13 protein-coding genes are annotated in these 14,575 nt (G+C 37.4%); 9 read left to right on the top strand and 4 right to left on the bottom strand.

The genetic code is table 11. From position 1 onward, the window contains the following. The first annotated feature begins 6 nt into the window (after positions 1 to 6). Both dltC and dltD read left to right on the top strand, forming a co-directional pair. A complete protein-coding gene (gene dltC, locus OXPF_RS17620) occupies positions 7 to 237 on the top strand; it encodes a D-alanine--poly(phosphoribitol) ligase subunit DltC (protein ID WP_054876540.1) in 231 nt (76 codons plus the stop codon). A gap of 2 nt (positions 238 to 239) precedes the next feature. Further along, positions 240 to 1,445 carry a D-alanyl-lipoteichoic acid biosynthesis protein DltD gene (dltD, locus tag OXPF_RS17615; protein ID WP_054876539.1) on the top strand — a complete coding sequence of 402 codons (1,206 nt, stop codon included), beginning with the start codon at positions 240 to 242 and terminating at the stop codon, positions 1,443 to 1,445. A gap of 321 nt (positions 1,446 to 1,766) precedes the next feature. On the opposite strand, the gene OXPF_RS17610 is transcribed toward dltD, so the two are convergent. The 4 genes from OXPF_RS17610 to OXPF_RS17595 are packed head-to-tail and all read right to left on the bottom strand — an operon-like array spanning position 1,767 to position 4,365. Beyond that, complete coding sequence (locus OXPF_RS17610) at positions 1,767 to 2,432, bottom strand: ABC-2 transporter permease (protein ID WP_054876538.1); 666 nt, start codon at positions 2,430 to 2,432, stop codon at positions 1,767 to 1,769. 24 nt (positions 2,433 to 2,456) lie between these two features. Then, the gene (locus OXPF_RS17605) at positions 2,457 to 3,128 is read right to left on the bottom strand and encodes an ABC-2 transporter permease (RefSeq protein WP_054876537.1); all 672 of its coding nucleotides are present in this window, start codon (positions 3,126 to 3,128) and stop codon (positions 2,457 to 2,459) included. Beyond that, positions 3,128 to 3,988 carry an ABC transporter ATP-binding protein gene (locus OXPF_RS17600; RefSeq protein WP_054876536.1) on the bottom strand — a complete coding sequence of 287 codons (861 nt, stop codon included), beginning with the start codon at positions 3,986 to 3,988 and terminating at the stop codon, positions 3,128 to 3,130. The genes OXPF_RS17605 and OXPF_RS17600 overlap by 1 nt, the downstream gene beginning before the upstream one ends. Then, positions 3,985 to 4,365, bottom strand: coding sequence for a GntR family transcriptional regulator (locus tag OXPF_RS17595; RefSeq protein WP_054876535.1), 381 nt, complete (start codon positions 4,363 to 4,365; stop codon positions 3,985 to 3,987). The genes OXPF_RS17600 and OXPF_RS17595 overlap by 4 nt, the downstream gene beginning before the upstream one ends. Positions 4,366 to 4,594: 229 nt before the next feature. Here OXPF_RS17595 and OXPF_RS17590 point away from each other — a divergent pair, with 229 nt between their 5' ends. The 7 genes from OXPF_RS17590 to OXPF_RS17560 all read left to right on the top strand — a co-directional run bounded on the left by OXPF_RS17590 (position 4,595) and on the right by OXPF_RS17560 (position 14,520). Next, the gene (locus tag OXPF_RS17590; protein ID WP_054876534.1) at positions 4,595 to 5,275 is read left to right on the top strand and encodes a response regulator transcription factor; all 681 of its coding nucleotides are present in this window, start codon (positions 4,595 to 4,597) and stop codon (positions 5,273 to 5,275) included. Next, a complete protein-coding gene (locus OXPF_RS17585; protein WP_054876533.1) occupies positions 5,275 to 6,768 on the top strand; it encodes a sensor histidine kinase in 1,494 nt (497 codons plus the stop codon). Before OXPF_RS17590 ends, OXPF_RS17585 begins: the two co-directional genes overlap by 1 nt. A 98-nt stretch (positions 6,769 to 6,866) precedes the next feature. Continuing rightward, positions 6,867 to 8,165: a S1C family serine protease gene (locus OXPF_RS17580; protein ID WP_160317261.1), complete on the top strand. Its 1,299-nt coding sequence runs from the start codon at positions 6,867 to 6,869 to the stop codon at positions 8,163 to 8,165. Between the two features lie 280 nt (positions 8,166 to 8,445). Next, complete coding sequence (locus OXPF_RS17575) at positions 8,446 to 9,021, top strand: hypothetical protein (RefSeq protein ID WP_054876532.1); 576 nt, start codon at positions 8,446 to 8,448, stop codon at positions 9,019 to 9,021. A gap of 152 nt (positions 9,022 to 9,173) precedes the next feature. Further along, complete coding sequence (gene pth / locus OXPF_RS17570) at positions 9,174 to 9,761, top strand: aminoacyl-tRNA hydrolase (RefSeq protein WP_054876531.1); 588 nt, start codon at positions 9,174 to 9,176, stop codon at positions 9,759 to 9,761. Positions 9,762 to 9,898: 137 nt separating this feature from the next. Further along, positions 9,899 to 13,408 (top strand): transcription-repair coupling factor, encoded by a 3,510-nt coding sequence (mfd, locus tag OXPF_RS17565; RefSeq protein WP_054876530.1) that lies wholly within the window; start codon positions 9,899 to 9,901, stop codon positions 13,406 to 13,408. Positions 13,409 to 13,509: 101 nt separating this feature from the next. Further along, on the top strand, positions 13,510 to 14,520 hold the full coding sequence (locus OXPF_RS17560; RefSeq protein WP_054876529.1) for a peptidylprolyl isomerase: 1,011 nt from the start codon (positions 13,510 to 13,512) through the stop codon (positions 14,518 to 14,520). Positions 14,521 to 14,575 lie beyond the last annotated feature (55 nt).

Raw genomic sequence — 14,575 nt, 5'->3', positions numbered from 1 at the left:
ATAATCATGGAAAATAAAGTACTAAATATGCTGGAAGAAATTTGCGGAACTGATGAAGTTAAAAATGACAGGGATATCAATTTATTTGAGTCCGGGCTTTTAGATTCTCTCGGAATTACCGAGCTTTTAATCCGGATAGAAGAGGAGCTTGGCATTGAGATTGCTCCTACAGATGTGGAAAGAGAAGAAATTGAAACTCCCAATAAGCTAATTGGCTACCTTAACAAGAGGAGATAAAGATGGGCAAAATAACGAGAATAATATGTGCTGTTCTCTGTTTTTGTATAATAGCCGGCATTTTTTTATATTCCATTGATGCTTTTTATGGCAGGAGTATTTCGGGTGTATATTATGACCAGATAGGTGATATATACGGAAGCACTGTGAAAAATCAGGGTATGATCTTACAAAAAAGCTCTGTTAAAAGAGATGATAACCTTCTTATTTTCGGATCTTCAGAATTAGGTTCTATGCAAAAACCCTTTTATCCCGTGGATTTTTTCGCTGCCAAGAAGGATGGCTTTCAGGTCAACCTGATCGGAAGAGGATATTCTCAAAGCATTATACATGCTATAAATATAGGAGCATTAGGTCAGGATATGAAGTCTAAAAAAATGGTATTGATTATATCGCCCCAGTGGTTTACCAAGGCTGGTTTAGGTTCTGAAGAGTTTAATATGAATTTTTCTGAGCTTCAGTTTTATTCCTTTATGTTCAATGATGAAATAGATAAGGAGCTGAAATTATCTGTAGCAAAGAGGATAAGCAGTTTGGCAGGGGGAAATAATGAATTTGGCAATATAAAAGCCTTTGGGACCCTGTATTCAATGGATAATATGTTTTCCAAAGGGCTGCTGACAATTTTAATGCCCTATTACAAATTCAAATATCATCTCCTTTCTATAAAAGACAAAATAAAAAGCAGCCAGCTTTTAAACTTATACAGCGCTAAAGATGAGGTGCTGTTAAAAAGAAGTACGGAGTTTGACTGGGAAGCAGAAAAGAAAAGGGCAGAAGAAGCAGGTATTAAAGAAGCAAGCAACAATGAATTTTCAATAGAAAACAGCTATTATGACACTTATATAAAGAATAAGCTGTCAGATTATAAGAACTCATACATTGGTCAGTCATATCTGGAATCACCGGAATATGAGGATTTAAGGCTTCTTTTTGATATAGTAAAATCTCTGGGGATTGAGCCCTTAATAATAAGCGTGCCCGTTCACGGAGAATGGTATGATTACTGCGGCTTTGATAAAGATGACAGACTAGGTTATTATGAAAAATTAAGGAATCTGGTTTCGGAATATGGCTTTGATATGGCGGATTTCTCCCAGTACGAATATGAGGACTATTTCCTTAAGGACATAATGCATCTTGGCTGGAAAGGGTGGGTGTATGTCAATGAAGCAATTGATAAATTTTATCACGGAAACCAGCAGTAAAATAAGGCATAATACTAATCTTAAGCTTTTACTATATATACTCATAGCACTCGGTACAATTATAATATTTTTATTTTCGGGATCGGATAAAACAAACTATATATACAACCAGTTCTAATAAAAAAGGGGTTGTTTCATAAGTCAAATTTATAAAAAACGGTCTCCACAAGACATATAAAATTAAGCACCTCGCTCCACATAGATTAGGAAACGAGGAGCTTTTGTTCTCACTTTAATCCACTTAAGTGACTAATAACACTGCCTCCTTATTTGTGTATAACTGCCATATTATAAATATTATAAGAATCAGGGCAGAGGAAACTATAAATCCTTTCTGCTATACACATAAATTGATATATTCAGGGATATGAGCATCAGGCCTAGTAAAAGTGCGGCCGCAAAAGCATAAAAGTAAAAGTCCGGATTATTTGTTATAATTAATAAAAGCTTATTTAGCATTGAATTGCCGGTATTTTTATCGGCCAGTGCAATTAAATTGATAGGCCCGAACAGGAAAATCAAGTAAAGCACCATGTTAAGCATCCTCACCTTTATCGCCCCGAATTTAAAGTACATCGGGTAATATATGGAATACATGAGGATAATGCATGCAAAAATCATAAAAATATCATTAATGACCATGTTTTGCAAGGGTATTTGAGGCAGCAGCATTTTTACGAGCATTCCGGCAAAGACGGTCATTATTATGCCGATAAATATAAATACCAGTACCGACATATATTTTGCCAGGACTATATCTTTCCTGGATACCGGCAGGCTGTTCAGTGTAATTTCACAGCCGTTTTTGTCATCATAGGTATTTGAATACATAACAAAGAGGTATGCAATGCCTATGGAACCAAATATATATGCTCCTCTTGATGTGAATGAGTTTGTTATTCCTACTACTGCAAAAAGAGCATACAGCACGGAATACAGAAAGGTTTTCTTTTGTATCAGTATATCCTTAAAAATTAGATTAAGCATTATAATCCTCCTTGTAAGACAAATTTAGAATTCTCTGCTGCGGTACACTTTAATTGATACTATTACGGAAGCCAGCATGATTGACGATAAAAGCAGGACAATGGTTGTTACAAGCAGCCATGCTGTATCTAAATTAAAATAATTAAAAAAACCGGGCATTGCAGCATATCCGAACTCCTCCGCAAGTACCTGGCGTATACCTGATATGAGGGCCGACCCGCCGAAGGTGAGTATATAAAGTATCATATTAAATATCCTTGATTTCACATAGCCGAATTTAAAATATATGGGGAGATAAATTGAAGACATAATTATAATTCCGGCATATATAACAGCAATATCCGTAAGGCTTATCAAACCAATTTTAAGGGGCAGACCTGAAACGTTTAAAATTATACCTGCACATGACATTATCAGCACGGCGATTATTGAGAATGCAAATACCGAGAGATATCTAGAAACAACTATTCCCTTCCTGCTTACAGGAAGGCTGTTTAAAAGCATGTCTGCCCTGTATTTTTCATCATATGCAAAAGCACCGGATAAAAGGATGAATACTACTGCGGCAGAACCCACGATATATGCGCCGTTTCCATGTGTCCCCTGAAAGGAAACAATCATAATGGCCGTTAAAAATAAGATGGTTGGAAGGCTCCTTTTTTGAATAACAATATCCTTAATGATCAGGTTTAACATTATCTTACCCCCTTGACCGTATAGACCATAATATCGTCCAGTGAAGGCTTTTCAATAAGCACATTGTTTTTAAACAGGCTTTTTATTTTTTTTGTATTATTTGTGAGCCCTTCAAATCCAAAAGAACTTTCCCTTATCCCTATGAATTCTTTTTTTATATCACTGTCCAGCAGTTCCTTTCCGCCTTTGACCACACCGTAGGTCTCAAGTATTTTATCCTTTGTTTCCGAAAAGATAATTCTTCCATCATTAATAAATGTTATATAATCTGCGACTTTTTCGAGATCGGTTGTAATATGGGTGGAAAAGAATATTGCCTTGTTTTCATCCTGCATTAATGAATACAGTATATCAAGTATCTCGCTTCTGAATATTGGATCCAGCCCCGATGTCGGTTCATCCATAAGGATTAACTCTGCGCCATGGGATAATGCAAGGGCCAAGGAAAATTTCATCTTCATGCCCTTTGAGAAATCTTTTATCTTCTTTTTGGGGGGTAGGTCAAATTCCTTAAGATACCTCACAAATGCCTTATCATCCCAGCCTTTGTAAAAAGGTGCAATTATATTTTTCATTTCCGTAACTGAGAGTTCATCATAAAAGTGGCTTTCGTCATACACAAAACCTATCCGCTCTTTAATTTCTTTTTCATGGGATATATTATCTAGCCCAAAAATCTCTATTTTTCCGTCATCCTTTTTTATAAGATTCATAATGAGCTTTATTGTCGTGCTTTTTCCTGCTCCGTTTGGTCCGATGAATCCCATTATATATCCTTTTTCCAGGTTGAAGCTTATATCTTGAAGGGTGAAGTCCTTATATTTCTTCCTTAAATTTTTGACTGATAAAATATTGCTCATAATCTTTCCTCCTCATATAAAATACTCAGCATTTTTTTAAGATCATTAAGGCTCAAATTTAAATCCCTGGCTTCGCATACTGCCTGTGCCAGGCTCTCTTCTATCATTTTTAGTCTTTTCTCCCGTATTAATTCCTTGTTCTGGCCGGATATAAAGGAACCTTTCCCTGGCACTGTTTCTATAAAGCCGTCTCTTTCAAGTTCTTCGTATGCTCTTTTAGTCGTAATTACACTTATTTGAAGCTCCTGTGCCAGGCTCCTTATGGAAGGCAGATTATCACCGGCAGAAAGATCTCCCTTAATGATGAGACTTTTAATTTGTCTTTCTATCTGCTCATATATAGCTTCCTGGGATGAATTCGAAATAATAATGTTCATAAGAGTCTCCTCTGTATATACTGTATATAGTGTATATACACAGTATATACTTGCGGATATCTTTTGTCAACATGTCATTCCAATATTCAAATACTTAATGAAAGGTTCTTTAAGCTTGCTCTCCTCATCTTAGAGTGTAATTCCCTGAAAGCCATCAAATAACTTTGCTTTTGATTTTTTAATATTAAAGTATATAATATAAATAAATGTTGCTTACGGAGGTTGAGATATGGAAAATCAAAGTAAAGTACTTCTTGTAGACGATGATAGGAATATATCCGAGCTCATAAAGATGTATCTTGAAAAAGAGGGTTATGAATGCACTCAGGTCTATAACGGCAAAGAAGCCATAGACAATATAGATCAGAATTTTGAACTTATAATACTTGATATAATGCTGCCCATTATAAACGGCTGGGATGTATTGAAAGAAATAAGAAAAAAATACGCTACTCCTGTAATAATGCTGACTGCCAAAGGTGAAACCTTTGACAAGGTATTGGGATTGGAACTGGGAGCCGATGACTATATGGTAAAGCCCTTTGATCCTAAGGAACTATCGGCAAGAGTTAAAGCTGTATTAAGAAGATATAAGTCCTTGGAAGCTGCCAAGGTTTTGAATTTTGACAAACTCATCATAGATATGGACAAATTCCAGATAATCTTGAAGGGAAATATAGTGGAGATGCCTCCGAAGGAATTGGAGCTTTTGTATTTTCTTGCATCTAACCCTAATAAGGTGTATACCAGGGAACAGCTGTTAAATGAGATATGGGGTTATGATTTCGTAGGGGATTCAAGGACCGTTGACGTCCATGTTAAAAGGCTCAGGGAAAAGATTGATACCGATGATGTGAATTGGAGTCTTAAAACTGTATGGGGAGTAGGGTATAAGTTCGAGGTGAAATAATGGCAAAAGACAATGAGAATGCATCTTTTTTTGGAAGGCTCTCGGGTAATTTTAATGTGAAGCTATTAAAAAACAGCCTTTATTCAAAGCTTATTACAGCATATTTTGCAGTTATCTTAATAAGCTTTATACTGCTGGCTGTTCTTTTGTCTTTTTGGTTCGAAAGATATTACTACAAGCAAAGAAGCCAGGCTCTTCTTTCAGAATCGGCTGTATTTAACGGCATGATGGAAGCTTTCTATAAAGGTGAAAAGGATCAGGATAATCTCAACCAGGAATTAAAGTCACTGGAAATATTGTTGAATACAAGAATATGGTTTGTAGACAGGTATACCCTTATCATAGCCAGCTCCAACAAGGATGAAAACGACCAGGTGGGAGTTGTGCTGCAGCAGATAAGCGCCGATGAAATACATCAAGTTTTAAGGGGAAGCACCATTGCAAAGGAGGGGGTATTTGAAGACCAGTTCAACACCCCTACTTTAACCGTTGCATTTCCCTTGATAATAAACGAGCGGATAATAGGTGCAGCGGTTATGAATTCTCCTCTTTATGAAATAAATGAGGCCATGAAAGAGGTATATAATTTTATTTGGGTTTCCGCAATAATAGCGGTTATCATATCCACCTTTATAATATACTACCTTACTCAAAATATAATAATAAGGCCCCTCTATAATATAAACAAAATAGCAAGGGATATATCAAGAGGGGAATTTGAAAAAAGAGTTGCCATATATTCAAAGGATGAAATAGGGGAGCTGGCCGAATCCTTTAATTATATGGCCGACAGCCTTCAGAACTTGGAAGCCATGAGAAGGGAATTTATAGCCAATATATCTCATGAATTGAGATCCCCCATAACATCCATAAGAGGATTCATACAGGGAATATTGGATGGAACTATACCAAAAGACAAACAAAGGGTATATCTTGACATAGCCCTGAATGAATCCAAAAGACTGACAAGACTTATATCTGACATATTGGATCTTTCAAGGCTGGAATCGGGAGAATTCTCATTAAAGCTTGATAATTTTGATATAAATGAAGTCATAAGGATAAATATAATAAGGCTGGAAAATGAAATAGACAATAAAAAATTGAATGTAGATGTGACGCTATATGGCGAAGAGCTTTATGTCATAGGGGATAGGGATAGGATAGGCCAGGTGGTTTCCAATCTTGTTGATAATGCCATAAAATTTACCGGAGAAGGAGGAAAGATAGGCATATCAACCAGGATAGAAGGCAAAAAGGCTCATATAACCATAAGTGACACCGGTGTGGGAATACCCAGCCACGAGTTAAAGCTTATATGGGATAGATTCCATATGGCGGATAAGTCAAGAACCGATAAAAGAGGTACGGGTTTAGGACTTTCAATAGTAAGGCAGATAATTAAACAGCATGACGAGAAAATATGGGTGGAGTCAAAGGAAGGCGAGGGAGCGACTTTTCACTTTACCTTAAAGCTGGCACAAAGTATATAATAATTTTACACTTTGTTCATATATTATTAAAAATACTTACATATAATTGAATTATGGCAAATTATATATTATTGTCGAATAATCGAGGAGTAAAAAATATGGACAATTACATGGATAATGAAAATATGGACAAACTTGAAAGCCAAGACGGTTCTGATATATCTCCTGATCCACATGAGGACGGGGAAGAAGAATTCATAGCAAACCATGAGGAAAGCATTGATGAGTATCCTCTTCAAAGGAACGGAAGCATAAATATACAAAATGTTCCCGTCAGAAAGAGGAGATTTAAAAACTTAGCGCCATTTATAGCATCCATGCTTGTATCTGCAATTTTAGGCGGTATTGCCGGAGGAGCTTTTGTCAATTATATGTTTGATAGGCAGCCCCTGACAACCCCTTTGACATCTTCTATAAATCAGGAAATACCAAAGACGGTAAATTACGAGCCGCCCAGCAGCCTTATTGCAAAGATAGCTGAAGAGGTAGGACCTGCCATTGTAGGTATAAGTACAACGGGGGTGGCGCAAAATATTTTCGGACAGAGCAAGGTGACAGGCACAGGCTCAGGGATAATTTTTGACAGAAAAGGTTATATAATAACCAACCAGCATGTAATAGACGGCGGGAAAGAAGTAACGGTAACCCTTGCCGGGGGAGAAAAAAGCTTTAAAGCCCAGGTTATTGGCTCGGATGCCAGAAGCGACCTTGCCGTACTTAAAATAGAAGCGGATAACCTGCCGACTGCAAAATTGGGTGATTCGGACAAGGTAAGAGTAGGCGACCTTGCAATAGCCATCGGAAATCCTTTAGGTGAGGAATATGCCGGCACCGTGACATCGGGAATAATAAGTGCAACAAACAGGAAAATGAGCATAAACGACGGTGAATATGACAGAAGATATAAACTGATACAGACAGATGCGGCCATAAATCCAGGAAATTCTGGAGGAGCCTTAATAAATGAAAGCGGAGAAGTAATAGGCATAAACACCATAAAATTTATCGATGCGGATGTGGAAGGTATGGGGTTTGCTATCCCTGTAAATGAAGCAAAGCCCATAATCGATGAGCTTATGCAGAACGGATATATATCAAGAGCCCAATTAGGAGTTGTGGTAGTTACCATAACAGAGGATATTGCAAAGGAATATAACCAGCCTGTAGGAGCGGGAATAGAAGAGGTGACAAGCGGCGGTGCGGCTGAAGCTGCCGGCTTTAAGCCAAAGGATATTATAACGGAAGTCAATGGCGTTAAGATTAAAAGCAACGAGGATTTAATATCCGAGCTTGAAAAATACAAACCCGGAAACTCCATAAATGTTACAGTGTGGAGGGAGGGCAAGTACATGACTATAGCCGTTACCCTTGGTGAGCAAAGGAGACAGACAAGCTAAAAGTACTAAAAGCTGTGTAGTTGGAACAATCCAAAGACACAGCTTTTTTTATAGCGCATCTTGTATTTTATATTAAAATTCGTTCTCTATAATGCGATAAATCTATAGAAATTTCACTGTGTTTTTATTCCGGATGATTCAAATCAAAAAAGTTTTAAAATAAATATGTAGAATAAATAAGCTAAATGTCATTGGGAATTTTTTACAATTGAACATCCTTGTAATATAATATTTTTAAGTTTCATAAGCTAATATTTTAATTACAAAGGTGGAATTGAGGATGAAGGAAATTAAAAAGGCTTTAGCAATTCTTAAAAGTGCAGTATTCATATTATTTTTAGCTATATCAGTTATTTTAACTGCATCTATTGTAAATTCTAAAAATGAGTTTTCCACACCAAGAATAGGCCCCATATACCTTTTATCATCGGAATATGCAGTTGACGGCAATGCCGGGAAAATCATAGTTATACATGATACCGGGACAGAAAACTCAAAAGAAAATTATATTGCGGCCTATACCCATTCCGGTGGAATAGCATTTAAAAATGTGGAAGGTTATAAAAGTAATTTGATTTTGATGGAGGGAGATCCCGGAGGCTTCAACATAATAGGAAGAAGGATTATGACTATACCTTATTTAGGGTACCTCTTAAACTTTGCGTCTACCCAATTGGGGCTGGCAGCCATCATGTTTGCTGATTTACTTATAGTCTTAAGTTTTGTATCCTTACCCTTAATGGATATTTTTAAAAATTCCAGCAAGCATAAAAAAGCTATAATAAGAAAAAGAAAAAGAAGAAATGAAAGGTATATGGAAGAAGGCAGATTAAGGAAAAGAAGCGCAGTGGTATAAAGCCACTGCTTTTTTAGATGGGCTGTAACTTGCACTTTATAGAAATATAAAAAAATAGTATTATATATATGAACTTAGAAGGAATATTTGAAATATCTATAGATTTACGGCTTTGATGAATTTAGCTTAACTTAAGGCAAGGAGAGATATTAATGTACATTATAGCGGGATTAGGAAACCCGGGTAAAGATTATGAGAATACAAGACATAATGCAGGCTTTGATGTATTGGATTATCTGGCATACAAGAATAATATCAATATAACTAAATCCAAGTTTAAGGCGTTGTGTGGCGAAGGTTTTATTGAAAATAACAAGGTTCTTTTGATAAAACCCCAGACATATATGAATGCCAGCGGTGAAAGTCTGTTTGATGCAATAAACTTTTATAATGAAGAAATTAAAAACTTAATTGTGGTATATGATGATACAAGTATACCCTTAGGAAGACTCAGAATAAGACCTTCAGGAAGTGACGGAGGTCATAACGGAATGAAATCCATTATATATATGCTGGAGGATGATGCTTTCCCCCGGGTGAGGGTAGGTATAGGCGCTCCTAAATATAATATGATAGACTATGTGCTGGGAAGGTTTTCGAAGGAAGAGAGAATGATTATAGACGACGTAATTAAGATATGTGCCGACTCCATTTATGAAATCATAAATTTTGGTGTGCAGGAGTCCATGAACAAGTACAACAGCTATAAACATCCCTCCCTTATTGAGGATGAAGAATAAATATTTTGAAGTATCATTGAATAAGGTATAATGATTTGTGTTAAGAATATCTGATATAAATAATTCTAATCTCTAAAACCTAAGGACTTAAGTCCTTGGGTTAATGTTGTATTGCCGCAAGGATAGGAAGTGTTTAAATGCTGGGTTTAATAAAACCTTTTGAAGAGATAAATGAATACAAAAGCCTTCTTTTAAATATCAGAAAGAATGCAGGGCCAGTGGCCGTTTACGGACTTTCGGAGTCTCAGAGAAGCCATATGGCGTATTCCCTGTTCCATAATATAAAAAGGCCTTTGATATTCATTACTTATAATGATCTGGAAGCTAAAAAGGTTTACGAGGATTTATTGCTATTTACCGATAATGTATGCTTTCTGCCTTCCAAGGAGGTTCTGCTTTACGATGTGGATGCAATAAGCAGGGATATTGTAAGTGAAAGACTAAAGGTTATTAAAGATCTTATTAATAATGACCATTTGATTGTTGTGACTTCCGTTGATAATATAGCCAAGAAATATGTTAATCCCAATATCTTTAAAAAATACACTTTAGAGCTTAATGTGGGGGATACCATCGATCTGATGGACCTTACGGAAACCTTCATAATTTCAGGCTATGAAAGAGTGGACATAGTGGAAGGAAAAGGCCAGTTCAGCATAAGAGGAGGTATAATAGACTTTTATTCTTTGACAAATAAAGCTCCATACAGAATAGAGCTTTTTGATGATGAGATAGATTCCATAAGGGAGTTTGATATCTTAACTCAAAGATCTACAGACAAGGTTGATTGTGCACAAATTTTCCCTGCAAGGGAGACCATTATTGAAAAAGATGCTGTAAATCTTGCCGTTGAAAAAATAAACCGTGAATATGAAAAAAGGGTTTCGGTTAAAAGAAGTAAAAAAGAAAGGGAATACGATGACCGTATCAAAGAAAAAGTAAAGCATGTTTTAGAAAAGCTTAAGGAGGCAATTTATTTTGAAGGCATAGACAGTTTCCTGCCCTATTTTTATAATAGGTTTTTTAGCATATTCAATTATTTTAAATTAACGCCTCTGGTAGTTGTTGATGAGCCTTCAAGGGTATTGCAGAGAATGAACATTCTGTCCTTTGAGTTCCAGGAATTATTCGAGAATCTTTTATCAAAGGGCGAAGTGCTGCCTTCCCAGGGAGAGCTTTTATACACCAAGGAAGATGCATTGGGCATGTTAAATGAATATGGAGTTGTGACACTTAATGTTTTGCCTAAACTGACTGAGGAGTTCAATCCCGTATGTGGTATAAGCTTTACTGCCGTCACCATGCATCCTTTTCACGGACAGATAGAAATTCTCATTGAAAATTTAGAGAAATGGAAAAGGCAAAAATACAAAACAGTCATTCTCTCCGGTACCCCTGCAAAAGGACAAAGATTGGTCGAAACATTAAAGGAAAAGGGTATTGAATCGGTATATTATGATGTTCTCCCGGAAAATTTGGTGGAAGGCCAGATTATGATAACCAGAGGAGCATTAAACAGGGGCTTTGAATATCCGATTATGAGCCTGGCAGTAATATCCGACCGGGAAATTTTCGGGGAAGCAAAGCATAAGAGAAGGGCAGTTATAAAAAAGGGTGTATCCCAAATAAAAAGTTTTACCGACCTTAAGTTAGGAGACTATGTAGTCCATGTCAACCATGGCATAGGCTCTTTTCAAGGCGTAAAGCAGCTGGTTGTGGAAGGCATTAAAAAGGATTACCTGGATTTGAGGTATGCTTCCGGCGATAAGCTGTATGTTCCCGTAGATCAGCTCGACATGGTGCAGAAATATATCGGAGCGGAAGGAAAGCCACCAAAGATACACAAATTAGGCGGGACCGATTGGGTAAAAGCAAAGGCAAGAGTAAAGGAATCCATTAAAGCCATGGCCGATGATTTAGTCAAGCTCTATGCTCTAAGACAGGAGGTAATAGGCCATTCCTTTCCCAAGGATACTCCGTGGCAGAAGCAGTTTGAAGAGGAATTTCCCTATGAAGAAACTCCCGACCAGCTGACGGCAATTGAGGATATAAAGAAAGACATGGAAAGGTCTAAACCCATGGACAGGCTCTTATGCGGGGATGTGGGCTATGGAAAAACCGAGGTGGCAATACGTGCTGCATTTAAGGCTGTCATGGATGGAAAGCAGGTGGCCTTTTTAGTGCCTACAACAATCTTAGCAGAGCAGCATTATAATAATTTCGTCGAAAGGTTTACCGACTTTCCTGTAAAAATCGATATGATAAGCAGATTCAGAACCCCGGCCCAGCAGAAAAAGACCCTTCTGGCATTAAAGGAAGGGAGGGTTGACATGCTTGTGGGCACTCACAGGCTGCTGCAAAAGGATGTTAAATTTAGAGATTTGGGACTTTTAATAGTGGATGAGGAGCAAAGGTTCGGAGTCACACACAAAGAGGCCATAAAGTCCTTGAAAAAAAACGTGGATGTATTGACCTTATCGGCCACTCCTATTCCTCGAACACTCCATATGTCTCTCTTAGGAGTAAGGGATATGAGTGTAATTGAAACTCCTCCCGAAGAGCGGTATCCCATTCAGACCTATGTGGTGGAATACAATGAACAGCTGATTCGGGATGCCATAGTAAGGGAATTGACAAGGGGTGGCCAGACATACTTCGTATATAACAGAGTGGAAACCATAAGGGATATGTATGCAAAATTAAGCGTACTGGTTCCAGAGGCAAAAATAGCCATAGGGCATGGGCAGATGAGCGAGCATGAGCTTGAAAATGTCATGATAAGCTTTTTAAAAGGTGAATATGACGTCTTGCTGAGCACCACTATTATAGAGACAGGTCTTGATATTCCAAATGTAAATACACTGATAGTCTATGATTCTGACAGGATGGGACTATCCCAGCTTTATCAGCTGAGGGGCAGAGTAGGAAGGTCCAACAGGCTGGCCTTTGCTTATTTCACCTATAAGAGGGATAAAATTTTAGCCGAGGTGGCAGAAAAAAGGCTGCGGGCAATAAAAGAATTCACAGAGTTAGGGTCCGGCTTTAAAATAGCAATGAGGGATTTGGAAATAAGAGGAGCAGGGAACCTGTTAGGCCCCGAACAGCACGGACACATGGATACAGTGGGCTATGACATGTACTGCAGATTATTGGAAGAAGCCATTCACGAAGTCAAGGGCGAAAACGTAAAACAATCCGTGGAAACCTCTATTGATTTGAGTATTAATGCCTATATTGACAGTTCCTTTATTGGGGATGAGACACAAAAGATAGAAATTTACAAGAGAATAGCATCCATAAGGGATTTAAAGGATATGTACGATATACAGGAAGAGGTGGAGGACAGGTTCGGGAATATCCCCGAATCTTTAGATAATCTTTTAAGGATTGCATATATAAAAGCCCTGGCATCCAATGGAGGGATAGTAAATATTAATCAGAAGGGAAATATAATTAACATATATTTCGGCAATGGGGACTCATTAAAGCCTGAGGTGGTAATGAAGCTTATAGAAAGCTACGGCAAACTGATAACTTTTAATGCCACAAAGGCTCCGTATTTTACAGTAAGGCTGACGGATATGAAGAATTCAGATATTCTGGCCCTCTTAAAGGATATACTGGAAGTCATTAATAGTTTGCAGTAACAGGATAATTTGTATTATAATATATTGTAGTTTTGTTAAAGATATAAATACTTGTATGAAATAGCGTGATGCTTTGAAGAGCAAAGGAAAGAGGGATTATATTGAATCGATTAAAGAATAAAGTAATATCTATGGCTTTGATTTTTAGCTTAGGAATTTCCGCCTCAGGGTGCGGTCTTATAGAAAAAAGTCCGGAAGCCATAGCAAAACAAAGGGTTGCAAAGATAGGAGATGAATATATAACAAGAGGCGAACTGGATGAGATGTTCACTCCCATGCTGGAACAACTTAAAGCTAGCCCCCAATATGGCGCTGATTATCTTGAAAGTGCCGAAGGCAAAGAACTTTTAAAGTCTCAAAAGACGGAGACTTTGGATGGAATGATTGAGCAGAAGCTTTTTGAGCAAAAGTCAAAGGAATTGAATCTCTTTAAGGATGAAAATGAGATAAGTGAAGGAATAAAAACAAGCAGGGATAACCTGGTTACAGCATACGGCTCTGAGGAAGAGCTCAATAAAAAATTGGAAGAAGCCAAGATTTCCAATGAATTATTCGATAAAATATTAAGAGGTCAGGTTATATCCCAGAAGGTTACCGAGCATATCATAAAGGATGTTACCGTTTCTGATGAGGCAGTTCAAAAATATTACGATGAAAACAAGGCTTCAATGACAGAGCAGCCCAATACCATGAATGTATCCCACATACTTTTAAAGACTGAAGAAGATGCAAAGGCTGTAAAACAAAGGCTTTTAAACGGTGAAGATTTTGCAACCGTGGCAAAGGAAAAGTCGACTGAAGAAGCAGCGCAGCAAACGGGCGGAGACTTAGGAGAGATAATGTATAACGACCCAAATTACGATCAGGACTTTGTAAAAGCCGCCATGGCCCTTAAAGAGGGTGAAATCAGCGATCCGGTTTTAACTCAGTTTGGATACCATATAATAAAAGTAACTAAGAAAACAGAATATCCCATCCAGGAATTCGATGCCGTCAAAGACAGCATTAAATATCAGCTGGTTTATGATGAACAGTATAAAGTATACAGCGATGCCTTGTCAGAATGGAGAGAAAAAGCCGGAGTAGAAGTATATGAAGATAAAATAGTATAATCGACGAATAAACAGGTTAATACCTGTTTATTTTTTTGCTTTGGTTCTAGTATAT

The organism is Oxobacter pfennigii (genome assembly GCF_001317355.1).
Taxonomy (GTDB): Bacteria; Bacillota; Clostridia; order Clostridiales; family Oxobacteraceae; genus Oxobacter; species Oxobacter pfennigii.
The sequence above is the reverse complement of the archived record's forward strand: the minus strand, read 5'-3'. Positions and strand labels throughout refer to the sequence as shown.

Excerpts from the sequence above, each read along its gene's own strand:
- OXPF_RS17580 (WP_160317261.1), top strand. The coding sequence starts at position 6,867 with ATGGACAATTACATGGATAATGAAAATATGGACAAACTTGAAAGCCAA.
- pth (WP_054876531.1), top strand. The coding sequence starts at position 9,174 with ATGTACATTATAGCGGGATTAGGAAACCCGGGTAAAGATTATGAGAAT.
- OXPF_RS17605 (WP_054876537.1), bottom strand. The coding sequence starts at position 3,128 with ATGTTAAACCTGATCATTAAGGATATTGTTATTCAAAAAAGGAGCCTT.
- dltC (WP_054876540.1), top strand. The coding sequence starts at position 7 with ATGGAAAATAAAGTACTAAATATGCTGGAAGAAATTTGCGGAACTGAT.
- dltD (WP_054876539.1), top strand. The coding sequence starts at position 240 with ATGGGCAAAATAACGAGAATAATATGTGCTGTTCTCTGTTTTTGTATA.
- mfd (WP_054876530.1), top strand. The coding sequence starts at position 9,899 with ATGCTGGGTTTAATAAAACCTTTTGAAGAGATAAATGAATACAAAAGC.
- OXPF_RS17585 (WP_054876533.1), top strand. The coding sequence starts at position 5,275 with ATGGCAAAAGACAATGAGAATGCATCTTTTTTTGGAAGGCTCTCGGGT.
- OXPF_RS17610 (WP_054876538.1), bottom strand. The coding sequence starts at position 2,432 with ATGCTTAATCTAATTTTTAAGGATATACTGATACAAAAGAAAACCTTT.
- OXPF_RS17575 (WP_054876532.1), top strand. The coding sequence starts at position 8,446 with ATGAAGGAAATTAAAAAGGCTTTAGCAATTCTTAAAAGTGCAGTATTC.
- OXPF_RS17595 (WP_054876535.1), bottom strand. The coding sequence starts at position 4,365 with ATGAACATTATTATTTCGAATTCATCCCAGGAAGCTATATATGAGCAG.
- OXPF_RS17590 (WP_054876534.1), top strand. The coding sequence starts at position 4,595 with ATGGAAAATCAAAGTAAAGTACTTCTTGTAGACGATGATAGGAATATA.
- OXPF_RS17600 (WP_054876536.1), bottom strand. The coding sequence starts at position 3,988 with ATGAGCAATATTTTATCAGTCAAAAATTTAAGGAAGAAATATAAGGAC.